Source organism: Sulfitobacter mediterraneus (assembly GCF_016801775.1).
GTDB lineage: Bacteria > Pseudomonadota > Alphaproteobacteria > Rhodobacterales > Rhodobacteraceae > Sulfitobacter > Sulfitobacter mediterraneus_A.
In genome coordinates, this window is record NZ_CP069004.1 from 2,373,410 (window position 1) to 2,395,838 (window position 22,429).

The 22,429-nt window shown below is 59.9% G+C and carries 18 protein-coding genes and 1 tRNA gene; 8 read left to right on the forward strand and 11 right to left on the reverse strand.

Translation table 11 applies throughout. The features are described 5' to 3' along the window. Positions 1 to 17 precede the first annotated feature (17 nt). Together JNX03_RS11825 and JNX03_RS11830 are read right to left on the reverse strand one after the other, a co-directional pair. The gene (locus tag JNX03_RS11825) at positions 18 to 854 is read right to left on the reverse strand and encodes a GNAT family N-acetyltransferase (protein WP_203209235.1); all 837 of its coding nucleotides are present in this window, start codon (positions 852 to 854) and stop codon (positions 18 to 20) included. Further along, positions 854 to 1,552: a M48 family metallopeptidase gene (locus tag JNX03_RS11830; RefSeq protein ID WP_203209236.1), complete on the reverse strand. Its 699-nt coding sequence runs from the start codon at positions 1,550 to 1,552 to the stop codon at positions 854 to 856. Before JNX03_RS11830 ends, JNX03_RS11825 begins: the two co-directional genes overlap by 1 nt. 111 nt (positions 1,553 to 1,663) lie before the next feature. Between JNX03_RS11830 and JNX03_RS11835 the strand changes: the two genes are divergently transcribed. The 3 genes from JNX03_RS11835 to JNX03_RS11845 all read left to right on the forward strand — a co-directional run bounded on the left by JNX03_RS11835 (position 1,664) and on the right by JNX03_RS11845 (position 2,688). Next, positions 1,664 to 1,990, forward strand: coding sequence for a TIGR02300 family protein (locus JNX03_RS11835; RefSeq protein WP_203209237.1), 327 nt, complete (start codon positions 1,664 to 1,666; stop codon positions 1,988 to 1,990). A 90-nt stretch (positions 1,991 to 2,080) separates the two neighbouring features. Further along, a tRNA-Ala gene (locus tag JNX03_RS11840) sits at positions 2,081 to 2,156 on the forward strand. Between the two features lie 145 nt (positions 2,157 to 2,301). Further along, on the forward strand, positions 2,302 to 2,688 hold the full coding sequence (locus JNX03_RS11845) for a GFA family protein (protein ID WP_203209238.1): 387 nt from the start codon (positions 2,302 to 2,304) through the stop codon (positions 2,686 to 2,688). A gap of 12 nt (positions 2,689 to 2,700) precedes the next feature. Here the strand turns inward: JNX03_RS11845 and JNX03_RS11850 are convergent, their stop codons facing one another. Continuing rightward, entirely contained in the window at positions 2,701 to 3,036 is a 336-nt protein-coding gene (locus JNX03_RS11850) for an ArsR/SmtB family transcription factor (RefSeq protein WP_203209239.1), read from the reverse strand. Between the two features lie 31 nt (positions 3,037 to 3,067). On the opposite strand from JNX03_RS11850, the gene JNX03_RS11855 reads away from it, so the two are divergent. From JNX03_RS11855 to mnmH, 3 genes are read left to right on the forward strand one after another with little or no spacing between them, the layout of a single operon-like run. Next, positions 3,068 to 3,943, forward strand: a complete 876-nt coding sequence (locus JNX03_RS11855; RefSeq protein WP_203209240.1) for a PhzF family phenazine biosynthesis protein — start codon at positions 3,068 to 3,070, stop codon at positions 3,941 to 3,943. Further along, positions 3,940 to 4,917 carry an ornithine cyclodeaminase family protein gene (locus tag JNX03_RS11860; RefSeq protein WP_203240792.1) on the forward strand — a complete coding sequence of 326 codons (978 nt, stop codon included), beginning with the start codon at positions 3,940 to 3,942 and terminating at the stop codon, positions 4,915 to 4,917. Before JNX03_RS11855 ends, JNX03_RS11860 begins: the two co-directional genes overlap by 4 nt. Before the next feature lie 25 nt (positions 4,918 to 4,942). Beyond that, positions 4,943 to 5,995: a tRNA 2-selenouridine(34) synthase MnmH gene (gene mnmH, locus JNX03_RS11865; protein ID WP_203209242.1), complete on the forward strand. Its 1,053-nt coding sequence runs from the start codon at positions 4,943 to 4,945 to the stop codon at positions 5,993 to 5,995. Here the strand turns inward: mnmH and selD are convergent. The 5 genes from selD to JNX03_RS11890 all read right to left on the reverse strand — a co-directional run bounded on the left by selD (position 5,973) and on the right by JNX03_RS11890 (position 14,626). Further along, the gene (gene selD, locus JNX03_RS11870; RefSeq protein WP_203209243.1) at positions 5,973 to 8,144 is read right to left on the reverse strand and encodes a selenide, water dikinase SelD; all 2,172 of its coding nucleotides are present in this window, start codon (positions 8,142 to 8,144) and stop codon (positions 5,973 to 5,975) included. The two genes, mnmH and selD, sit on opposite strands and share 23 nt — an antisense overlap. Before the next feature lie 133 nt (positions 8,145 to 8,277). Then, the gene (locus tag JNX03_RS11875; protein ID WP_203209244.1) at positions 8,278 to 11,589 is read right to left on the reverse strand and encodes an error-prone DNA polymerase; all 3,312 of its coding nucleotides are present in this window, start codon (positions 11,587 to 11,589) and stop codon (positions 8,278 to 8,280) included. Positions 11,590 to 11,753: 164 nt separating this feature from the next. Then, positions 11,754 to 13,298 (reverse strand): Y-family DNA polymerase, encoded by a 1,545-nt coding sequence (locus JNX03_RS11880; protein WP_231024213.1) that lies wholly within the window; start codon positions 13,296 to 13,298, stop codon positions 11,754 to 11,756. Then, entirely contained in the window at positions 13,192 to 13,923 is a 732-nt protein-coding gene (locus JNX03_RS11885; RefSeq protein WP_203209245.1) for an ImuA family protein, read from the reverse strand. The genes JNX03_RS11880 and JNX03_RS11885 overlap by 107 nt, the downstream gene beginning before the upstream one ends. 160 nt (positions 13,924 to 14,083) lie before the next feature. Next, a complete protein-coding gene (locus JNX03_RS11890; RefSeq protein WP_203209246.1) occupies positions 14,084 to 14,626 on the reverse strand; it encodes a MarR family winged helix-turn-helix transcriptional regulator in 543 nt (180 codons plus the stop codon). A gap of 215 nt (positions 14,627 to 14,841) precedes the next feature. Between JNX03_RS11890 and JNX03_RS11895 the strand changes: the two genes are divergently transcribed. Continuing rightward, positions 14,842 to 16,902, forward strand: coding sequence for a DEAD/DEAH box helicase (locus JNX03_RS11895; RefSeq protein WP_203209247.1), 2,061 nt, complete (start codon positions 14,842 to 14,844; stop codon positions 16,900 to 16,902). A gap of 185 nt (positions 16,903 to 17,087) precedes the next feature. Here JNX03_RS11895 and JNX03_RS11900 read toward each other — a convergent pair whose 3' ends face one another. The 3 genes from JNX03_RS11900 to JNX03_RS11910 all read right to left on the reverse strand — a co-directional run bounded on the left by JNX03_RS11900 (position 17,088) and on the right by JNX03_RS11910 (position 20,275). Beyond that, positions 17,088 to 18,353: an ABC transporter permease gene (locus JNX03_RS11900; protein WP_203212232.1), complete on the reverse strand. Its 1,266-nt coding sequence runs from the start codon at positions 18,351 to 18,353 to the stop codon at positions 17,088 to 17,090. 5 nt (positions 18,354 to 18,358) lie between these two features. Next, positions 18,359 to 19,165 carry a taurine ABC transporter ATP-binding protein gene (locus JNX03_RS11905; RefSeq protein WP_203209248.1) on the reverse strand — a complete coding sequence of 269 codons (807 nt, stop codon included), beginning with the start codon at positions 19,163 to 19,165 and terminating at the stop codon, positions 18,359 to 18,361. A 108-nt stretch (positions 19,166 to 19,273) separates the two neighbouring features. Further along, entirely contained in the window at positions 19,274 to 20,275 is a 1,002-nt protein-coding gene (locus JNX03_RS11910; protein ID WP_203209249.1) for a taurine ABC transporter substrate-binding protein, read from the reverse strand. Positions 20,276 to 21,000: 725 nt separating this feature from the next. On the opposite strand from JNX03_RS11910, the gene JNX03_RS11915 reads away from it, so the two are divergent. Next, on the forward strand, positions 21,001 to 22,392 hold the full coding sequence (locus tag JNX03_RS11915; RefSeq protein WP_203209250.1) for an aspartate aminotransferase family protein: 1,392 nt from the start codon (positions 21,001 to 21,003) through the stop codon (positions 22,390 to 22,392). Positions 22,393 to 22,429 lie beyond the last annotated feature (37 nt).

Consider the following 22,429-nt stretch of genomic DNA (forward strand, 5'->3'; position numbering starts at 1 on the left):
AGTCCCGCTTGCCTGTTTCATAGCGGCATCGCCATTTCAAACTGTTGCACAAGCGGGCGAGCCTCACAGGCCCGCATGAACGCGGCAAAGCCCGCATCGCTCGCATCTGCATTGATCACCAGCAACTCCGCCACTTGGAGCCGCCGGCCCGCAGCCGTCAAGAGCGCCCGCCCAAGACCCCGGCGGCGCAGCGCGGGCCGCACGGCAAGTTGGGCAACGCTCGCCCGATCCTGATAAAGCGCCAGATACCCGGCAAGCTGATCCCCGTCCCAGGCCGCGAGGCACTGCAGATTGTCGCCTGCCGCCTCAAGCGCGGGACTATCATTCTGCCAAGAGGGCCGCCATTGCCAAAAGGTCGGGGCCGTGGCGGAAATGTCTGACAAGGGGCAAAACCTGATTTCGAATGCGGTCTCCGCGCTTGAGGAGGGCGCGGTCAGTGAATAACTGTTCAGATCGCGCTGGGTCTGCAGGCCAATGCCCTGATAAAGCGCAATTGCCGCTGGGTTGTTCTGCAAGACCTCCAGCTGAAACCTACAAACGCCACGCGCCTTCAGGACGTCGAACGAACGGGCCGCCATCGCCCGTGCCAAGCCCTGCTTACGAAAGGGCGGGCGGGTGCCGCTGCTCGCCAGATAGGCCGCTTGCCCCCTGATGGCAGTGAGCCAAAGCGCGGCGATTTCGTCTCCCTGTGTTGCGACAACCGCGCTGGTCAGATCAACGCCGCGTTGACGCAAGAAAGCCTCGAACCCCGGCAAATCCTGTTGCAGAGGAACCGGATAATCGGAAAAGGCGTCGTTCATTGCTGTCAGAAGCTGCGCGGCGGAAAAGCGATCCGCGGGTTGGAGATCAAACATCAGCGGTCCTCCCCAAACCGATAACGATGTAAATCACTGCCGTGTTGGCGCAACCACCTGCGCGGCGCTTTGTAGTCACCGTAAATCCGTTCAACTCCGGCCCAGAAGGCGGCGGAATGGTTCATCTCGGCCAGATGCGCGACCTCATGTGCGGCGACATAATCCAGCACTTCGGGCGGTGCCATAATCAACCGCCAGGAAAACATCAACGCACCGTCACTTGTACAGCTGCCCCAACGGGACCGGGTGTCGCGCATCGTGATCCGGCCATAGCTTTTGCCAAGCAATGCGGCATAGTCATCGCAAGCACCCGCCAGGCGATCACGCGCCACTTCCTTGAGATAAGCACCAAGCCGCACGGCCACCCGATCCGGGGCCCCGGGCACGGCGATACTGTCCTGCCCGATCTGCACGCCGCGCCCCTGCCCCGGCACGATTCGCAACATCTGCCCGCCCACTGGCAGCGCCGCGCCCAGTGCAACCGGCACGTCCTCGCCGCGTGCCTCAAGATGTTTGCGAATCCATGGCTCCTTGCTGCGGGCAAAGGCCATCGCCTCGGCTTCTGCCAGCTTGGCGGGCATGGTCAATGTCACTCGTCCGTCCAACTGGGAAATCCGCAAAGAGATCCGTTTTGCCCGCGCAGAACGCCGCATCAGCAGCACAATTGGCGGATCGCCGGGCAGAATTGGGTCGGTCATCAACAGGGTCCAATTGGCAACAGTCGGCTAAAGCCTTTGACAGTGCCACCCTCATATGGCACTTGGCCGGAATCATCTATACGCAACCGAAAATTCGAAGAGGGGTGTTCCATGCCCAAAGAAGAATGGGGAACGAAGCGCCTGTGCCCCACAACGGGCAAGCGCTTCTATGACCTGAACAAGAGCCCGATCGTTAGCCCCTACACCGGCGAAGTACTGGAAGTAGACGCATCCAAATCCCGGATGATTGCGGCCGACGCCGAAGATGCCGTCACAGCCAAGGCCAAGGAAGCCGAAGTCGACGAGGATGTAATCCTCGATGACGACGACGTCGATGTAGATCTGGATGACGATATTCTGGACGACGATGACGACGATAGCGACACTGTTCCGCTGGACGATATTGCGGACGTGGCATCGGACGACGACGATTCCTAAAATTCGGGGGCGGGAGGTGGATTTTCCACTTGATCCCGCCTTCGCTTGCGCCTAGACACCGGCGCATCCACTAAGGTCACAGACCTGAATGGGGCATTAGCTCAGCTGGGAGAGCGCCTGCATGGCATGCAGGAGGTCAGCGGTTCGATCCCGCTATGCTCCACCAAACCCTTCCTTTCCAGCACCTTGATACTTATCGCACCTCAGAAGGGCTGACTGTCGCCCGTATTCCATTCCGATTTGCTATTGTTGCGCACCAAATGTTCACGTATTGTTCTCAAACTGCAGTCGTTGAAAAAGGGTTTGGGCGCATGCTGAAGGGAAGTTGTTATTGCGGGGCCATCGAGTTTGCTTTGGACGCGCCGCCGACGACGATGGGCACCTGCCATTGTTCGCGCTGCCGCAAGGCCGGGGCCAGTGCGATTGTCTTTGTGAAAAAGAACGATTTGCGTTGGATCAAAGGCAAAGACAACGTGCAGGCCTTTGTCCCTGAGGCGCCTTACAAATACCCCAGATGCTTTTGCAAAACCTGTGGCACCTCTCTCGGCGAAATTCTGTCAGAGGAGGACAGCTTTCCCATCTCGGCCAATGCCTTTGACGATGAATTGCCGATCAAGAACGGCTTTCATGAACATGTGAACGAGAAGCCGTCTTGGTATGAAATTTGCGACCCCTCGGAACCGCCGGCAAAGGGCTAAGCCTCTGCCAGATCATGTCTTGGCAAGCTGACTGACATCCTCAAGACAGCTTGCAACCTTCCCTTGGATCAATTGGTAAAAAACCCAGTTCTTGATCCGTTTGCTGCGCACAAAGCCGGCATCCTGCAAAATCTTCATATGATTGGTCACAGTCGGCTGTTTCAGGCCAATCTTCTCGGTGATGAAACCGACACAAACGCCGTCCTGCACCAAATCGCCATCCACTTGCGGCGGAAAGAACCGCTCCGGATCAGCCAACCAATGCAGGATCAGCAATCGGTTCTCGTTCGCCAAAGCCTTCAGTGGGCCAGCGATTGACACAATTTCGGCAAGCGTATAGTCATTCATCTATATAGATTCTCCACTATGCAGGTATGCTATGCCACGGACGCAGGATGACTACAACTTTGTGCATTGCGACGTCTTTGCCAGCCAACCCTATGCAGGCAACAGCCTTGCGGTTTTTACCGATTGCGCCGGGCTCAGCGCCCAGCAGATGCTGCGCATGACACAGGAAATGCGCCATTTCGAATCCATATTTCTCAGTCAGGATCAAGATCGCATCACGGCACGCGTCTTTGATCTGTTGGAAGAACTGCCGTTCGCCGGACATCCGTTGATTGGCGCGGCCTGCACATTGCATCGCGCCTCGGGCGACACTGCACCGCAAACATGGGCCATTACGCTAAACGGTGGTCGAATGGTTACGATCCGCACCGCGTTGGAGAATGGCATATACACCGGCACCCTCGATCAAGGTGCCCCGGATTTCATCGCCGTTCTGCCCATGGGCGCAAAGCCCGGCTTTGCGGATGCGTTTCATCTCGCCGAGACGCAGATGGCCGATCTGCCATTGGAGGTGATCTCGACAGGGCTGAAGTATCTGGTGATCCCGGTAAGCGGCGGCTTGGATCAGGCGCGGATCACCGTGGATGATCTTGATCAGCAATTGGCCGCAGTTGGCGCAGAATTTGCCTATCTCTTCGACGTGGACACCTTTGAAGGGCGGCATTGGAACAACGATGGTGTGATCGAGGACGTCGCCACAGGAAGCGCGGCGGGAGTGGTCGGGGCTTATGCATTAAAACACGGGCTGATCAATGCGGGCGACCCCGTCACTCTCAGGCAAGGGCACTTCATGGGCCGCCCGAGCCAGTTACAGGTGACGGCCTATGGCACCCCTGATAGCATCACAAATATCTCCGTTGCAGGGCATGTTGCCTTTGTGGGTGAAGGAAAGGTCTGCGCTCCATGATCCCCATGTTCCAACCAGATGATATCGCCCCGCATCTGGACATCGCTGCCCTTCTGCCCGCCGCAAAAGACGCCTTTCGCGCCATTTCAGATGGCAGTGCACAGGCGCCCGTCTATGTGTTGCATCCCAATGACATGGCAGACATTCACGTCAAATCCGCCTGCCTGCCCGATTGCCCGATCTTTACGGTGAAAATGGCGGGTTGGTCACAGGTGCTGATCGATCGCGGGGAACCGGCCTCCAGCGGATTGATCGTGGTGTTTGACAGCATCACCTGCAAACCGATTGCGATCCTGCAGGACAATCACCTGATTTCGGACTATCGCACTGCCGCAGCTGGCGCAGTTGTCGCCGAATTGTTGGTCCCGGTCGATGCCGCCAATGCATTGGTTGTCGGCACTGGAATGCAGGCGCGTTTGCAGGTTGAAGCATTGCTGTTATCGCGCCGCGTGCCGCAAATTGCCGTCTGGGGGCGCGATCCACAAAAGTCCGAGCAACTGCGCGATGATCTGGCCAAGACCCACTCTGAAACAGAATTCTCACTCGTAGGCGATCTTGCAGAGGCCGTGCCGCTTGCCGATGTCATCCTCACCGCCACCGCCGCCAAAGATCCGGTGATCGACGCAAATTGGCTTCGGCCCGGCCAACACATCACCTCCGTCGGCTCTGATGATGCAACAAAATGCGAGATCGATCCGCAGGTGATGGCAAAGGCGGCTATCTTTGTAGATGCCTGCACCTCGGGGGAATCGTTTGGATCACCCCATCGGGCGATCGCGCAAGGGATTATCACGGCAGATGACCTGACCGAGATTGGCACCTGTTTGACCCATGGTACAGTGCGCGACCCCAAGGGCATCACCCTCGCGTGCCTGAGCGGTCTGGGCATTCAGGATCTCACCGCCGTGCGCCACCTTTGGCAAAAGATCCAAGCCGCCGCGCAACTGGACCTCACCGGCAAAGCCGTTACATAGGGAAGGTTCCGATCCGAGGCACCTGATGATCCCCTGCACCCTTTCCACTTATAGCGACCTGACAGATCTGGCTGTGGATACGATCATTGATGTCCGCGCGCCTTCTGAATTTGCCGAAGACCACCTGCCCGGCGCGATCAACCTGCCGGTGCTCGATGATGCCGAGCGGGCCAAGGTTGGCACGATATACAAACAAGACAGCCCCTTCAGTGCCCGCAAAATAGGCGGCGCACTTGTGGCGCAAAACACCGCTGCGCATTTGCAAGGGCCGCTGGCCGGCAAAGGTGGCGATTGGCAACCACTGGTCTATTGTTGGCGCGGTGGCCAAAGGTCCGGTGCATTTACCACCATCCTTGATCAGGTGGGCTGGCGGGTTCGGCTGCTCAGCGGCGGCTATCGCAGTTACCGCAGTCTGGTCAGCAAGATGCTTTATGATGGTCCGCTGCCGCACCAGTTGATCTTGGTATCGGGAGGCACCGGCACCGCCAAAACCCGCCTGCTCCAACATCTTGAAACCGCCGGAGGCCAGATACTGGACCTCGAAGCGCTGGCCGGTCACCGTGGCTCGATCTTTGGGGCAACCGCAAGCGAACAACCCAAACAAAAAATGTTCGAATCCCGTTTGGCCGCGGCTTGCGCACAGCTTGATCCAAACAAGGTGACTTGGGTCGAGGCCGAAAGCAGTAAAATCGGCGACCGAGTCGTGCCGCCTGCGCTTTGGAGCCGTATGTGTACGGCTCCGAGGATTGAAATATCGGCCCCCTTGCCAGCCCGCGCCGATTTCCTGTGCCGTGCTTACGAGGATTTGACGGACGATCCGGCGCAATTCGGTGCACAGATTGAACAATTGCGGCCCTATCACCCCGTAGAGCTCATAGGACAATGGCATGACCTTGCCAAAACCGGCGATTGGCAAACCCTCGCAACCGGCCTTGTGCGCGACCACTACGACCCGCGCTATGCGAAATCCGCCGCCCGCTCCGCCACGCCGGTCAGACGTCTGGAATTGCCTGACCTGTCAGAAACCACGTTGCAACAGGCAGCACAAACATTGCTCAGCGGCGCTGCTCCAGCGTGATCGCGCCTTGGCCGGAAGATAGCCGGCCAATCACCGCCGCCGTAATGCCCTGCGCCTCCATCTGCGCCACGGCTTTGGCCGCGGCATCTGGCGGCAAAGCGGCCAACAATCCACCCGCCGTTTGCGGATCATAAAGCAGTGCATCATCCACCCCCGCAACCGGCGCATCACGGCGATTGGCCGGCATCAGGCTTGACGCCATCCCCTTGTCCGACAAGGCCCGCGCACCACCATAGACCGGTATCTGATCCTGCCACAAAACCGCATCCATCATAGACCCGCGGCACATCGCCTGAATATGTCCGGCAAGGCCAAACCCCGTTACATCGGTCATTGCATGGGCCTTGGCCAGCGCCGCCGCCGCGATATCCTGCGACTCTTGCATGACGTGCAAGGCAGCAGCGACATCGCGCCCATCCGCCTTGCCTTGCATATCCGCCGCAAAGATCACCCCCGTGCCAATGGGCCGGGTCAACACCAAAAGATCACCATTCTGCGCCCCGGAGACGGTAATCGGCATCTCGTCACGCAACCCCGTTACCGTGAACCCGACCGTCAATTCGGCCCCCATGGTGGTGTGCCCGCCCACCAGTTGCGCCCCTGCCGCGCCCATCACAGCCGAGGCCGCCTGAGTGATCTCTGCCAAGGTTCGTGCCTGCAAATCCGGTGTCATCTGCGGCAAGATCAGATGCGCCAGCGCCACCTGCGGCTTGGCACCCATTGCCCAGATATCTCCCAGCGCATGAACCGCCGCCACCTGTGTCATGCATACGGGGTCCGCAATCATTGCCCTCAGATGATCCGTACTGATCACCTGAAAACCACCGCCAGGCTGGCCCAATACCGCCGCATCATCCCCTGCTCCGGTCAGAATTGCGCCGCTGACAGGCTTCAACCGATCCAACGCAGTGCCCAAGACACCGCCACCCACCTTGGCCCCGCAACCACCACAAAGCGGCGCAGCTTCCAGCATCTCGGCAACACCTGCCGCCACAGGGCCGCGCGGCGGTGCCACCTTCATCACCGGCAGGTTGGTGAATTTTTCCATAAAGGCCCGATCAATCCGGTCCTTCCAGCGCCACAGCAGTGGGCCAGACAGGCTCACCCCGAACTTCTCCGCCATCGCGGATTTGCCGCCAAGCGAGATCAACTTGAGATAATGCGCTTGCGGTTTGAACCTGCGGCGGCGCCCAACGCCCAGAGCCGCTCGTAAATTGTGATGCAGAACCGGGGCGGCACGCACGGCAAACACCCCGGCCTTTGGCCTTGGCGCGAAAGGCATATGTGCGCAATCCCCCACGGCAAACAAAGCGGGGTCACCCTCCACGCCCAATGTTTCATCAACCCGAATAAAGCCATCCTGAAGCGGCAGGTCAGTCTCGCCAACCCATTCATGCGCAAAGGCACCAGCAGCCCCGACACAAAACGCGGCGGCAACCGTGTCTTGCCCGGCAATCTCGACCCGCTGTGCCCCGATCCGGGTCACTTGCGCCCCGCACCGCACGGCCACGCCAAGCTGCTGCATCTGTGCCAACAGCCGCCGCCGCGCAGAGGCGCCCACACCGGAAATCTCGGCGGCGGCCTCGATCACAGTCACATCCGGTACAACGCCTGCCTGCCGCAAGGCATGGGCCATCGCCAGCGCCAACTCGCACCCGGCCACGCCGCCGCCGATCACCGCAACCTCCGGCGCGGCATCCCCTGCCTGCACCTGCGCCAGAAAATCACGCCAGCGGGCCGCATAAACATCCAGCGGCTTGGCCCCGACCCCGTGCTCGGCAAATCCCGGCAGATCCATCTGCGCGGTGATCCCCACGTCGATGGAGGCCACGTCATAGGCCACCGGCATCCGCCCCTCCATCAAGACCTGCCACCCTGCCCGATCAATCCCGCAGGCCTTGTCCAGAATAAGCCGCGCACCGGCATGGCGGCACAATCGCACCAAATCAATCTCCAGCGTGTCCCGCGCATAATGTCCCGCCACATGCCCCGGCAACATCCCCGTATAGGGTGCCGTCGGCCCCGGATTGATCACCGTCAACCGCACCCCCGGCAGGGGCTTCATCCCCCAGGACCGCAACACCAGCGCATGGGCATGCCCGCCCCCGACCAACACCAGATCCCGCGTCAAAGGCACGTTGCCCAACATCTTTGCCCACTTCCCTTTTTGGCCCCAAATACTTCAGGGAGTTTGAGGGACAGCGTCCCTCATCACCAAAATTAAATCACTTGCGGGCCCCGAAGGGGGCCGCGCCTGTCCTACCAGTGCCACATAGACACCGCTAATGAAAATCCCGCGACTTCGGGATCACCCGCACATCGCGTGGATGCCTCCGGGCGCTCACCTGCCCCGCGATCGGATGCGTCGGATGGTCGCCCCGCGCCTGCGTTTGCGGCACCCGGTCCACCGCCAGATCATCAAGCCGGTCGGTGCGGTTCTCAAGCCGGTCCGCAACCACGTGAATAACCCGCCCGTCACTTTGAATGCGCCCATGCACCACCAAAAGCCGGGCGCCCATGATGATGGGCCGAAAATGTTCAAACAGCTTGGGCCAGATCACCAGATTGGCCACCCCCGCCTCATCCTCCAGCGTGATGAAACACACGCCCTTGGCACTGCCGGGCTTTTGCCGCACCAACACCAGCCCCGCCAGTGACACCCGCGCCCCATTTCGCATCCCCGGCAGTTGGTCGGTCACAGCAAACCCCTGACGCCGCAGGCTGGCCCGAAAAAAGCTGACCGGATGCGCCTTCAGCGACAGCCGCAGGGTCTGATAATCGGCCACCACATGTTCGGCCTGGGGCATGGCGGGCAGCGATACTGCTGGCTCCGCACCCTCGTCCATGGCCTCGGCGTGGGTAAAGATCGGCAGATCCGGCGCATCTTTTAATGCCTGCCCCTGCCACAGCGCCTGACGCCGGTCGATCCCCATGGACCGCATCGCATCCGCCGCCGCCAACCGCCGCACCGTCCCGCGGTCCAGCCGCGCCCGTGTCTTGAGATCGGCCACATCAACAAACGGCATGTCCCGCACCGCCATGATCCGCGCCGCGGCATCCTCGCGCATGCCGTCCACCTGCCGCAGGCCAAGCCGCAGTGCAAATCCGGTCTCGCAGGGCTCCAGCGTGCTGTTCCAATCGGAATAATTGGCATCCACCCCGCGCAATTCGACACCATGTTCCCGCGCATCCCGCACGATCTGCGCGGGCGCATAAAACCCCATCGGCTGGGAATTGAGCAGCGCACAGGCAAAGGCCGCCGGATAGTGGCATTTCATCCAAGAGGACACATAGACCAGCTTGGCAAAGCTGGCCGCGTGGCTTTCGGGAAAGCCATAATCGCCAAAGCCTTTGATCTGATCAAAACACCGCCGCGCAAAATCTTCCGAATAGCCGCGATCGGTCATCCTCCCGACCATCTTGTTTTGCAGCGTTTCAATGGTCCCGCGTGAGCGGAAGGTGGCCATCGCCTTGCGCAGCTCATTGGCCTCCTTGGGCGTAAACCGCGCCGCATCAATGGCGATTTTCATCGCCTGTTCCTGAAAGATCGGCACGCCCAGCGTCCGCCCCAGGATCTTGAGCAGTTCATCCTGCGGATGTTCCGGCCCCGGCGCGGGATAGCTGACCCCTTCGAGCCCCTGACGCCGGCGCAGGAACGGATGCACCATATCGCCCTGAATGGGGCCGGGGCGCACAATCGCCACCTCGATCACCAGATCGTAAAACACCCGGGGCCGCAGCTTCGGCAGCATCGCCATCTGCGCCCGGCTTTCCACCTGAAACACCCCAAGGCTGTCCCCCGCACAGAGCATATCATAGGTCGCCGCATCATCCGCCGGAACGCTGGCCAGATCATGATCCACGCCGTAATGCGCCCGCAGAAGGTCAAAACACTTGGCGATACAGGTCAACATCCCCAACGCCAGAATATCCACCTTGAAGATGCCCAAGGCATCAATGTCATCCTTGTCCCATTCGATGAAACTGCGCTCTGGCATCGCGCCATTTCCAATGGGCACCATCTCTGTCAGGGGCCGTTCGGTCAGGATAAATCCGCCCACATGCTGGCTCAAATGGCGCGGCATGCCGGTCATCTCGCGGGCCAGCGCGATCACCCGGCGCAGATAGGGGTCAGACAGGTCCATGCCCGCATCCTTGACCCGCTCATCGCCCATCTGCCCCTCAAAACTGCCCCAGACCGTGCTGGCCAGTTTCGCCGTCACATCCTCGGACAGGCCCATCGCCTTGCCGACCTCGCGGATCGCGGATCGCGGGCGGTAATGGATCACCGTGGCGCAGAGCCCGGCCCGCTCCCGCCCGTATTTTTCATACATGTACTGGATCACTTCCTCGCGCCGCTCATGTTCGAAATCCACGTCGATGTCGGGCGGCTCGTCCCGCTCTTCGCTGAGAAACCGCTCAAACAGCACGTCATGTTCCTCTGGATCCACCGCCGTGATGCCAAGGCAGAAACAAACGGCAGAATTGGCGGCAGATCCACGCCCCTGGCACAGGATGGGCGGCTCTGCCACCTCGCGGGCAAAGCGGACGATGTCGTTGATGGTCAGGAAATAGCGGGCAATCTTCTTGGAGCGGATCAGCGCAAATTCCTTTTCGATGATCCCCCTGATCCGCGCCGATACTCCATCCGGGTAACGCTGCGCTGCACCTTCCCACGTCAGATGCTCCAACTCCTCCTGCGCACCGCGCCCTTCCGGCACGATCTCATGGGGGTATTCGTATTTCAGATCACTCAGCGAAAAGACGCAGGCATCCGCCACCTCGCGCGTGGCCCGGATGGCATGGGGCCAGGCACCGAACAAGCGGCACATCTCGGCGGGGGATTTCAGGTGTCGCTCTGCGTTGGCCTCCAGCAGGAAACCGGCCTTGTCGATCGTACAGCTCTCGCGGATGCAGGTCATCACATCCTGCAGGGGGCGGCGCTGGGGCGTGTGGTACAGCACATCGTTGGTGGCCAGAATGCCCAGGCCCTGCGCCCGCGCCATCCCATCCAACCGGTTGATCCGCGCCACATCATCGCCGCGATAAAGATAGGCTGCGCCGATATGGCGCAACTGCGGCAGCGCCCGCACCAGCCGGGGCAATCCGGCCTCAAACACATCCAGTTGCGCAGGCGGCATCACGATCAGTTGCAGCCCCTCGGCATGGGCGGCCAGCATCTCAAGCGTCAGATGGGTTTCACCTTTTTCCTGCCAGCCGCCCTCAACGTCCGACATCTTGCCACGGCTCAGCAGTGTCGACAGCCGGGTATAGGCGGCGCGGTCTTTTGGATAGGCCAGAAGTTCTGTGCCGCACAGCAAAACCAGCCGCGCCCCGATCAATGGGCGCAGCTTGGCCTTTTGCGCCTCGGTATGGATGCGCACGACCCCGGCCAGCGTGTTGTGATCGGCAATGCCCATGGCGTCATAGCCCAGCAGATTGGCCGTCGCTGTCAGATCCACCGCGTCAGAGGCCGCCCGCAGAAACGAAAAACAGCTGGCCAGACCCAGCTCCACATAGGGGCTGGGCGGGTGCCACTGGAACGGATCGTCAGGATCCAGCGTGCGGCGTTTATGTCCGTCTTGTTGGGGCATGGCAGATTACAAAGCGATAGGGTATCGCCCGTGATTTTCACGCGCGGACGATCCACAGAGGGGCAAATCAAAAATGTTTACGCCCGGCACGGACCCAAGGCTGCAAAGCAGCCTTGGGTCCGTGCCAATCGCACATTCTGGTGGGGCGCAGGCCGGTCCTTTCATCATGCAAAGATTCCCTGCATGAACCAGCGTGGATCGCCGCCGCGCCCGTCGCCCAGAATCCCCTCGCGATAGATCCAGAACCGCCGCCCATCGCCAACCTCGACCTTGTAATAATCCCGCAGCCGCGTACCGGGCCGGTCGCGCCACCATTCAGGGGCGATCCGTTCCGGCCCCTCGTGGCGACGCGTCAGATAGGCCACCCGCCGCCAGCGAAACCGCGCGGGCGGACCTTCGGGCACGGCGTACAGCACCGCGATCTCTTCGGGCGGCTCAAGCAATCGCAAGGGCCGCGCCCGGTCCAGCACCGGTGCCTGCCTCGCCACATGCCCCAGCGCCGGCAGGGCATGCTCCACCCGTTCGGGCAGATGGCTTTGCACCCAGGCGGACCAGGTGATCTTGTCCGGCCCCAAACGTGCGGTCAGCCGGTCCAGCAACGCCGCAACATCCCGCTGCGCATCGCGGCGGCCCTCCAGATGGTCCTGCTGCAACGCCAACGGCTCAACCCGCAATGCCTCAAGTGTCAGCAGATCAAAGCCAAAGCCGGGGTCGATCCCGTCCAGCTTGCCCGCCAACAACCGCAACAGATGCGCCGGATCACGGCTGGCGCTGGCCGTAGCCACATCGCGGCTGCGCCATTCGCCATCCACGCGGTAGATCGTCAGCCGCAGCTGCCGCACGCCCTGCTCCGCCTCGGCCAGTTGCACACATAAATCCTGCGCCAGTGCCTCAAGATGCGGCAGCGGATCAATCACCGGTTCGGGCAGGCGTACCCGCGCCAGCCAATGCCGTGCATCCGCAGGCGCATTCAGCGGGTCCGCCGTCCGGCCAAGGGCACGGTCCAGCAACACCAGCGGATTGATTTCTTCGGCCAGCCGGTCAAAGCGCCGCATCAGCGCCACACGCGGCACCTGCATCAAGGCGCCCAGCGTCTTGAGGCCCAGCCGTTGCAGCAGCCGATCTGTATCCGCGCCAATCCGCAGCGCCGCCACGGGTAGCGGTGCAAGACACATCTCAAGATCCTCGGTGTCACAGATCACCCGCCCCGCGCCAAACCGCGCCAACATTTGTGCGCCGCCACGCGTCGGCGCCATCGCCAGCCGCGCGGTCAGCCCCTGCATCTGAAATCTTGTACCAATATCACGCAACATCGCGGTCTCTCCGCCAAACAAATGGTCCGCGCCGGTCACATCCATCACAATGCCATCTGCGCCATCCCGCACCGTCCACGGGCACCAACGCCGTGCCCAATGGGCAACCCTGTCCAACAGCTTGCGATCCCCTGGTGCATCGGCCTGTTCCACATGCAGATCAGGGTGGATGGCCTGCACATCAACAATCCGTTCGCCTTCCGATATGCCCCGCCTCTGCGCCGCCGCACTCACCGCATAGACCACCGGCCCATGACGGCCCGCCTGCGCCAGAACCACAGGCACGGTTTCATCCGGCAGCGTCCGCTGCTGCGCGGTGATCCTCCGCCAGCGGTCCATCGCCAGATCGGGAAACCAGACGGAGACGATCCGCGGCTGTGCGGGCGCTGCTGTCATAGCCCGCGCTCCAGACCCCCGGCGCACGACCACGGGCGCGAAACAGCTCGGCCTCCCATTGTGGTAGACCCGGCGCCTGTGGATTGTCCGGGTGCATCTGCGACGGCAAGGATGACAACCGCCAGCGTTCGCGGGCCGCCGACAACGCCCCGTGATCGGCAGACCGGATCAACCAGACCGGCACTTGCGCGGTCTCGGCCCTGAGCGCCAACCGCTTGGTCGCAGTAAAGCTCAACACCTCGGGCGCGCCATGAATCTCGCCCACCACCGCCGCCAATCCGGCACAGCCCGCGCCCTCTTCCATCGCCCAAAGCACATCGCGCGGGTGGCTGACCTCGACCCGCAGGATTGGCCCCTTGAGACCAAACTGCGCCAGCGCTGGCCCATAAAGCCGCCCGTTTTCGCGCCGTGACATGCGGTCGCTGACCCAAAGCACCGGCGCGGCACTGTCGGGCAAAGCGGCCAGAACAAACCCCGCCGGTGCCGCATCGAACGGCCCGCCTGCCAGCACATCGCGCAACACCGCAGCGCCCGGCGCGGCGGCGTCGCCGGGGCACGGCACATCCTGAACCAAATGTTTGTGAGACAGGGAAATCACCTGTCCAAAAGGGGAATCGGGTGGCATACATTCCTCCATATGTTCACTATTTGTTCTAATTGAAAAGACAGCATTTGGCGAGAGGCCCAAGCCATTTTCCGCGCATTTTCCGCTAAGCCTGCGCAGCCAAAGTGAAATATTACGGCACTGCCGCCTGGCCCTGAAAATAACGATGGGGCCGCCCCGATCAGTTCCCGCGGCGCATCTGTCCTTCAAGGTGATCATAGCTATGATCAATCAACCGCTGCAGCATATCACTGAACAACAGGATTTCCTCTGCGGACAGCGGCGCAAGCACTTCTTCATTGCTGCGCAGCACCTCAGCCATCATGCTGTTGTATAGCTTGTCGCCCTCGGGCGTGAGTTCCAGCATCAGCGCCCGGCCATCATCGGGGTCTTCGCCCGTGACAACCAGCCCCTTGGATTGCAGGGATTTGATCAGACGGCTGGCCTGGCTTTTGTCCATCAGGATAAAGTCGGCAATATCGCCCGCCCGCGCCGGCATCCGCGCCTTGATCAATGCCAAAAGCCGCCATTCATTCAAGCTGAGATCAAACAGATCCTCGGACCAAAGATGGCCCTCACGTTCCCCGATCAACACCAGCCGCCGCAGCTTGAAGGTGATCACGTCCTCAATCGTCAGAACGTCAGGATGCTTGCCGCCCGTCCGCAGCACCCCGCCGCGATTTGGCACGGAATCACCCTGCGCTGCATTAAAATCATCAGACATAAAAAACCTTTCCCACAGGCCTGCGAGATAAAATTACGGTAAAATACCCAAAACAGTTCTTAAAATCCACAAAACAAGGGTCACATTTACCCCACGAAACATAAACACCATGTACAATCACCCTGCAAACCCTTACCGACGCCCAAACCTTGCGCCGAGGCTCTCTGCCTCTGGCCGCCTGCACTGCAGGCTATGCTTCAGAACAGGATGATCCCTTGATCCAGACCATCGCAGATGCGCTAGCCCAACAGGGCTATGAAACTCTTACCGCCGTTCAGGAGGCCGTGACCGATCCGGCGCTTGCCCAGGCCGACCTTTTGGTCTCGGCCCAGACCGGCTCTGGCAAGACCGTCGGCTTTGGCCTGGCCATCGCGCCGACCTTGCTGGACGGGGCTGAACATTTCGGCCCGGCCGCCGCGCCCTTGGCATTGGTGATCGCACCAACACGCGAATTGGCCATGCAGGTCAGCCGCGAGCTCAGCTGGCTCTATGGCAAGGCCGGCGCGATTGTCACCACCTGTGTTGGCGGCATGGACCAACGCACCGAACGCCGCGCCCTGGACCGGGGTGTTCATGTGGTTGTGGCCACGCCGGGGCGTCTGTGCGACCACATCAAACGCGGCAACATCGACCTTGGCGATCTGCGGGCCGTTGTTTTGGACGAAGCAGATGAAATGCTCGATCTCGGGTTCCGCGACGAGCTGGAATTCATCCTGTCCGAAGCGCCCGAAGACCGCCGCACCCTGCTGTTTTCGGCCACCGTGCCGGCCGCAATTGCCAAGCTCGCGCAGTCCTACCAACGTGACGCGCAACGCATCAGCACCGTCGGCGAAGCCAAACAGCACGCGGATATCGAATACCGCGCCCTGAACGTGCACCCGCGTGACACGGAAAACGCTATTATCAACGTGCTGCGGTTTTACGAGGCCAAGAATGCCATCGTTTTCTGCAACACCCGCGCCGCTGTGGCGCGGCTGACTGCCAAATTCACCAACCGCGGCTTTTCTGTTGTTGCCCTGTCTGGGGAGCTGACCCAATCGGAACGCACCAATGCCTTGCAAGCCCTGCGTGATGGCCGGGCGCGGGTCTGTATCGCCACCGATGTGGCCGCACGCGGGATCGACCTGCCCAATCTGGAGCTGGTAATTCACGCCGATCTGCCGTCCAACTCGGACACCCTTCTGCACCGCTCTGGCCGGACCGGCCGTGCTGGGCGCAAGGGGGTTTCGGCGCTGATCGTCCCGCCCAAGATGAAAACAAAGGCCAACCGCCTGCTGGGTTGGGCCAAACTGAAAGCCGAATGGGCCGCCGCACCCACCGCCGCCGAGGTGAATGCCGCCGACGAAGCCAGACTGCTGGGCGATGATGCATGGTCTGCGCCCATCCCTGAAGATGCAGAAGCTTTTGTGGCCAACCTGGTCGAGCAATTCAGTGCCGAACAACTGGCAACCGCATTTGTGAACCTATACCGCGCACGTGCCTCTGCCCCCGAAGATCTGACCGATCCGGGCGAACGCGGCGACGACAAACCCCGCCCCGCCTTTGGGCCTTCTGTCTGGTTTTCGGTCTCTGCAGGCCGCAATGATGGGGCAGAGCCGCGCACCTTGCTGCCGATGCTGTGCCGCTTGGGTGATCTGACCAAAGACGACATTGGCGCAATCCGCGTACAGCCAAGCCACAGCTTTGTTGAAATTCTGGCCTCCTCCGCAACCAAGTTTGTCAATGCTCTTGGGCCAGACATGAAAGCCGAAGGCGGCGCTGTTGTCACCCAGCTCGACAGCCCTCCGGACCTGCCGCGCGGTCCAAAGCCAGGCGGCCCGAAACGGGGTCCCAAGCCGGGTGGAAAGCCGCATCGCAAATCTTACGATTCCGACGCACCATCCGAACCGCGCAAGCCACGCAAACCCTACCGCGAGGATCCGGTGGCCGAAGTTCGCGCAGAGCGCAGTGAAAAGCCCAGGTTCGACAAACCGCGCGGCGGCCCCAAGGGCGAGCGCCCGCCGAAGTCTCACAAAACCGACCGCAGCCCGATGAAGCCCGGCGCCAAGCCAAAGCCAAAATCAAATGGCGAAGCCCCCGGCAAGCCCAAGGCAAAAGCCGTCTGGAAGAAAGAGAAACCAGCGACCGAGGCGCCGCGCAAACCTAAGGGTGCGCCGAAAAAGTCGGCATCGGAGCCAAGCAGCTACAAACGCGCAAGCGATCCGTCCAAGCGTTTCTCGCCGCCAAACAAGGTCGGGAAACAAGGCGGTAAAGCCGGACCCAAACGCGGCAAATAACCGTGATACCCCAAGAGGCGGATGATGAATAAGTCCACTTCGTTTTCTTTCAAGAAAATAGCTTCGCGATCATTGGGCTAACAGCCAAAAAAAAAACGCCGGAGGAACCCCTCCGGCGTTTTTTGTTCCGTGACCGGAGTTTCCAAAAACCCCGGCACACTTGCTTTGATGAAAGCGGGCTCAGATCAGCCCTTACCTTTCCATGGTACGAGATACTTCTCAGCGGCCCGCATCAGCATATCGATGCCAAACCCGATAACCCCAATCAGGATGATCCCCATAATCACGATGTCGGTGTTCTGGAACTTTGACGCGGTCATGATCATCATACCCGCGCCTTGTTCCGCCGCGACCAGTTCGGCGGCCACGACCGTGCCCCAACAAACGCCCATCGCAACCCGCGCACCGGTAAAGATCTCCGGCAGAGAGTTCGGGACAATCACGTGGCGCATGATCTGCCATTTGCTGGCGCCCAGCGAATAGGCCGCATGCACCTTGGAGATTTTAACCCCGGACACACCGGACCGCGCCGCAATCGCCATGATCCAAAGCGCCGCAAGGAACAGCAGGATGATCTTGCCAGCCTCGCCAATACCGGCCCAAATGATCACCAGCGGGATCAAGGCAAGCGGCGGTACTGGGCGCATGAATTCCACAATCGGATCGAACCAACCCCGGAACCAATTGCTGAGCCCCATCGCATAACCCAACGGAATGCCGACAATTGCACCAAGAACGAAGCCAACAACAACCCGGAAGAGCGAGAAGCCAAGGTGTTCAAGCAAGGTGAAGTTACGGAAGCCCTCCTGCATGATCTGGACCGAACGGGTCCAAACCTGTTCGGGCGCTGGCAGATAAAGCGGTTCCATCTGCCAGCCCTTCGCTGGCTCAAAGTTGGGCGTGCCCTTGTCAGAAAGGGTCACGGCACCGCCCGCCGTCTTGACGGTTTCGCCCGGCGCAATTTTCTGGCCGTTGATGGCAATCACCTTGGCGCCGTCTTTCTTGGTCAGCTCGTCATTCTTGTCGACCCGCACCAGACCAGTCCGCCACTGCGCGATGGCAATGGAATCGTTCTTGGCAAATCCGTCACCCGGCGCAACTTCGGGCGCCTCTGCCGGTTCGCTACGTGGATGCACAAGGACCGTCACCTCCGCATCATCGGGGGCCTGCCCTTCGACCTGCGCAGTATAGGTAAAGCTGGTGGTCCCCTCAAAAGGGCCCGGCGCATGCAAAAAGGATGGCAGCAGGTTTGACCCGGTGAACACGCCCCACATCAGGAAAATCGTCAGGATCGAGATGATCCCGGCAGCACGGTTGGGTGTCACCGCACTTTCGTCACCGAAGGTCACAGTTTTCAAAGATGTGTAATCACGAATGCCTTTCTGCAGCAGTTTTGTCACCACAAAGGCGCTGCCGACAAAGATCGCTACATAAATGATCAGAAAGAAAATGCCGGTCATGCCGCGTCCTCCTTGGTGCCCATGATCTCTTCTTCCATGTCCCAGATCATATTGAGGATCTCTTCACGTTTGGGGCCGAAATCGGGATGTTTCTTGACCTCGCGCAGGTCGGCGTTCACGCCCAGCTCTGCAAACGGCAGTCGGTATTCCTTGTGAATGCGCCCTGGCCGCGGGGCCATCACGATCAAACGCTCGCCCAAGAGCAACGCCTCTTCAACGGAGTGGGTGATCAGGATGATCGTCTTGCCGGTCTCTTTCCAAAGTTTCAAAACCAGGCTCTGCATCTTTTCGCGGGTCAAGGCATCAAGCGCGCCCAGCGGTTCGTCCATCAAAATGACATCGGGGTCATTGGCCAGACAACGGGCCAAAGCCACACGCTGCTGCATCCCGCCCGAAAGCTCGTAAACGGCCTTTTCTTTAAAGTCCTGCAAACCAACCACATCCAGCAGATGATCAACGATTTCTGCCTTGTCATTCTTGGGCATGCCTTTCATCGACGGACCAAAGCCCACGTTCTCACGCACACTCATCCATTCAAACAGCGCACCTTGCTGGAAGACCATGCCGCGTTCGGCGTCCGGGCCGGTGATCGTGTGACCATTGAGGGTCATCACACCGGAAGTTGGCGCGAGAAAACCCGCAACGATATTGAGCAGCGTCGTCTTACCGCAGCCCGATGGCCCCAGCACACTCAGCAATTCGCCCGCTTTGAGGTCAATCGATACGTCTTGCAACGCTTGCACGTGTCCGCCATCCGGCAGATCAAATCGCATCGACAGTTTATCAATGGAGAGTCCGGTCATAATTCCGCGTCCCACCCCCGTCAGGGATCAAAGGGCAGGGTTTTCCCCACCTCTGTTTCATTGGAAAAAGGGCGGTGCGGCCCTCACGGCCACACCGCCCCCTTTGGATTACATGCCTTTGGCAGCTTCGAGTGGGCCAGTGTTCACTGTGCCTTCATAGCTGTCGAGCGCGGAGTCGATGGACCCTGCTTCAACAAACACATCTGCCACACCTTTCATGAAGGAGGCCGCGTTGCCGCCAAGCCATGCTTCGGAAAGCTGCTCATCTACAGATGGGAATTCAAACGTGGAGATGGATGCCTTCGTTGCTTCAACGTCCATGCCGGATTCTTTTGCAATCACCGCGAGCATTTCGTCACTCTGGTTGGCTTTCCAGTCTGCGTTTGCCGCGGCTGTCACAGCGGCGAATTTGGCCGCGGTATCGCCGTTTTCGGCAAGGAAGGCCGCTGGCGCGGATGTCACGTCAAACACCAGAATGCCCAGTTCCTGCTTTTCAGCACCGGTCAAAAGGATATTGCCGTATTCTTTCATCCGTGCGAGGCCACCGCCCCAACCGCAGGCGAAGTCAACTGCGCCCTGGCTGAGCGCGGCTGCGCCTTCTGGTGGCGCCATGTCCACAACCTGCAAGGTGGACACATCAACACCGAAGTGATCCATCTGGCGCAGGAAGCCGTAGTGCGCGGCTGTACCCAGTGGCACAGCGACTTTCTTGCCTGCCAGTTCGCCAGCGCTATCCTTGTCGATCTCCAGATCAGAGCGAACAACGCAGTTGTCGTTTTCTGAATAGGACACCGCAACGTCGATGATCTGAAGATCCTGACCGCCAGATGTTGCCACAACGAAGGGCGGCACACCCTGCGAGACGGAAATCTGCACATCGCCCGACGCCATCGCTGCAGACATTGCGGTACCGGTTTCAAAAGAAACCCAGTTCACTTTCATGCCCAGCGCTTCGTCGTAGGCACCGGATGCTTTTGCTGCGAGGAATGGCATTGGCCATTCGAGGAAGTAACCGACGGTGATTTCACCGTGGCCATCGGCCATTGCGGCCTGACCGGTCATCGCCATTACGGCGCCGGCTACAAATCCTGTTGCTGTCTTCTTGATCATAACAATCTCCCTGTTGATCTTTTGTCCGGCCTGTCCAAGCCGGTTTGTTGATTAGATACGCCGGCATGTTTTGCCGGTCTCATTTTGTGATGCATGTGCCCACATATACCTTGGTACTATGTGGAAAATTTGCGACGATGTCAGTTGGTGTGCGACACCAGCATGTAATTTATCTGCGAATTGGGCAACCTTCTCTGCCGAACTTGCGTTTTGTCACATCTACCCTTTGAGTTATTCAAAAGATGGCTTTCCCAACGGACCAGATCTGACCTAGGAAAATTCTGGCGGGAATCGAGGCCAATAATAAACGTCCACTTCCAATGCCTGCATGAGTCCAGTTCTCGCACTTCAATTCATTGAGATGCCCCAGGGTCAACGATGAGCCGGACAAAGGGCAAGTGTACAATAGTATGGACCTGCCGGTTCGGGCCGGCGGCTGCGCTTTCTTTATCTGCAATAAGCGCCCTGCCTTTACTGATCTTTGGGGCAAAACCGCATTGCCATGGCCATGGGGGCGTCAAAGTGTTGCCCAGGCTTGATCTTTCAGCTTGCCTGCCCGATCCAACGCGCCATTCAGCCTGTTGGACAGGATTGATTTCTGGCGCTAACAATACGAATGATCTGGCCCTACTTGATTCTGCATTCAAACAGCAAAGATTGACCCATAGAGGCGCAGTGCGCCTTGATTTCATTCATCCAACCCGCGCAACGAAAGGTCTGGCACCATGGACGGTAACTTCAATGAAAACGACATTTCCCGCGTTGTCGAAGCAGACCGCGCGCATATCTGGCATCACCTGAGCCAGCACAAACCCTATGAGACCACCGATCCGCGCATCATTGTCGAAGGCAAGGGCATGCGCGTTTGGGATCAAAAGGGCAAAGAGCACCTTGATGCTGTGTCCGGCGGTGTATGGACCGTCAACGTGGGCTATGGCCGCGAACGGATCGCCAATGCTGTGCGCGACCAGCTGATCAAGCTGAACTACTTTGCAGGCTCTGCTGGTTCCATCCCGGGCTCCAACTTCGCCGAAATGTTGATCGACAAGATGCCCGGCATGAGCCGGGTCTACTATTGCAACTCTGGCTCTGAAGCGAACGAGAAGGGCTTTAAGATGGTCCGCCAGATCGCGCACAAACGGTATGGCGGCAAGAAGCACAAGATCCTCTACCGCGACCGTGACTATCACGGCACCACCATCGCCTGCCTGTCGGCTGGCGGTCAGGACGAGCGCAATGCACAATACGGCCCCTTCACCGATGGCTTTGTGCGCGTTCCGCATTGCCTTGAGTACCGTGCATTCGAACAGGACGGCGCGCCGCAGGAAAATTACGGCGTTTGGGCCGCCGATCAGATTGAGAAAGTGATCCTTGCCGAAGGCCCAGACACCGTAGGCGCCCTTTGCCTTGAGCCCGTCACCGCAGGCGGCGGTGTGATCACCCCGCCCGAAGGCTATTGGGACCGCGTGCAGGAGATCTGCAAGAAATATGACATTCTGCTGCACATCGACGAAGTTGTCTGTGGCGTGGGCCGGACCGGCACATGGTTTGGTTACCAGCATTACGGCATCAAGCCCGACATGGTGACCATGGCCAAAGGTGTGGCCTCCGGGTACGCCGCGATTGCCTGCCTTGTGACCACCGAAGAGGTGTTCAACATGTTCAAGGACGACGCCTCTGATCCGATGAACTATTTCCGCGACATTTCGACCTTTGGCGGCTGCACGGCCGGACCAACGGCAGGTATCGAGAACATGGCGATCATCGAAGATGAGAACCTGCTGCAAAACACCACCGACATGGGCCACTATATGTTGGATGAGCTGAACGCACTGGCGGACAAGCACGCCGTGATCGGCCAAGTGCGCGGCAAGGGACTGTTCCTTGGCGCCGAATTGGTCGATGACCGCGACAGCCGCGCGCCCGTCGCCGAGAGCCTTGTTCAAAAGGTCGTTGGAGATTGCATGCAACAAGGCGTGATCATCGGCGCGACAAACCGGTCGCTGCCCGGCAAGAACAACACATTGTGTTTCTCGCCAGCCCTGATCGCCACGAAGGACGACATCAACCAGATCGTCAGCGCCGTAGACGGTGCGCTGGGGCGTGTCTTCGGTTAACCCCATCTGACCTCAATCTCCCAAAACCGCCGGAGCG

What these genes read in the sequence shown, in the direction of transcription:
- JNX03_RS11825 (WP_203209235.1), bottom strand. Translation starts at nt 854, where the DNA reads ATGTTTGATCTCCAACCCGCGGATCGCTTTTCCGCCGCGCAGCTTCTG.
- JNX03_RS11830 (WP_203209236.1), bottom strand. Translation starts at nt 1,552, where the DNA reads ATGACCGACCCAATTCTGCCCGGCGATCCGCCAATTGTGCTGCTGATG.
- JNX03_RS11835 (WP_203209237.1), top strand. Translation starts at nt 1,664, where the DNA reads ATGCCCAAAGAAGAATGGGGAACGAAGCGCCTGTGCCCCACAACGGGC.
- JNX03_RS11845 (WP_203209238.1), top strand. Translation starts at nt 2,302, where the DNA reads ATGCTGAAGGGAAGTTGTTATTGCGGGGCCATCGAGTTTGCTTTGGAC.
- JNX03_RS11850 (WP_203209239.1), bottom strand. Translation starts at nt 3,036, where the DNA reads ATGAATGACTATACGCTTGCCGAAATTGTGTCAATCGCTGGCCCACTG.
- JNX03_RS11855 (WP_203209240.1), top strand. Translation starts at nt 3,068, where the DNA reads ATGCCACGGACGCAGGATGACTACAACTTTGTGCATTGCGACGTCTTT.
- JNX03_RS11860 (WP_203240792.1), top strand. Translation starts at nt 3,940, where the DNA reads ATGATCCCCATGTTCCAACCAGATGATATCGCCCCGCATCTGGACATC.
- mnmH (WP_203209242.1), top strand. Translation starts at nt 4,943, where the DNA reads ATGATCCCCTGCACCCTTTCCACTTATAGCGACCTGACAGATCTGGCT.
- selD (WP_203209243.1), bottom strand. Translation starts at nt 8,144, where the DNA reads ATGTTGGGCAACGTGCCTTTGACGCGGGATCTGGTGTTGGTCGGGGGC.
- JNX03_RS11875 (WP_203209244.1), bottom strand. Translation starts at nt 11,589, where the DNA reads ATGCCCCAACAAGACGGACATAAACGCCGCACGCTGGATCCTGACGAT.
- JNX03_RS11880 (WP_231024213.1), bottom strand. Translation starts at nt 13,298, where the DNA reads ATGACAGCAGCGCCCGCACAGCCGCGGATCGTCTCCGTCTGGTTTCCC.
- JNX03_RS11885 (WP_203209245.1), bottom strand. Translation starts at nt 13,923, where the DNA reads ATGCCACCCGATTCCCCTTTTGGACAGGTGATTTCCCTGTCTCACAAA.
- JNX03_RS11890 (WP_203209246.1), bottom strand. Translation starts at nt 14,626, where the DNA reads ATGTCTGATGATTTTAATGCAGCGCAGGGTGATTCCGTGCCAAATCGC.
- JNX03_RS11905 (WP_203209248.1), bottom strand. Translation starts at nt 19,165, where the DNA reads ATGACCGGACTCTCCATTGATAAACTGTCGATGCGATTTGATCTGCCG.
- JNX03_RS11910 (WP_203209249.1), bottom strand. Translation starts at nt 20,275, where the DNA reads ATGATCAAGAAGACAGCAACAGGATTTGTAGCCGGCGCCGTAATGGCG.
- JNX03_RS11915 (WP_203209250.1), top strand. Translation starts at nt 21,001, where the DNA reads ATGGACGGTAACTTCAATGAAAACGACATTTCCCGCGTTGTCGAAGCA.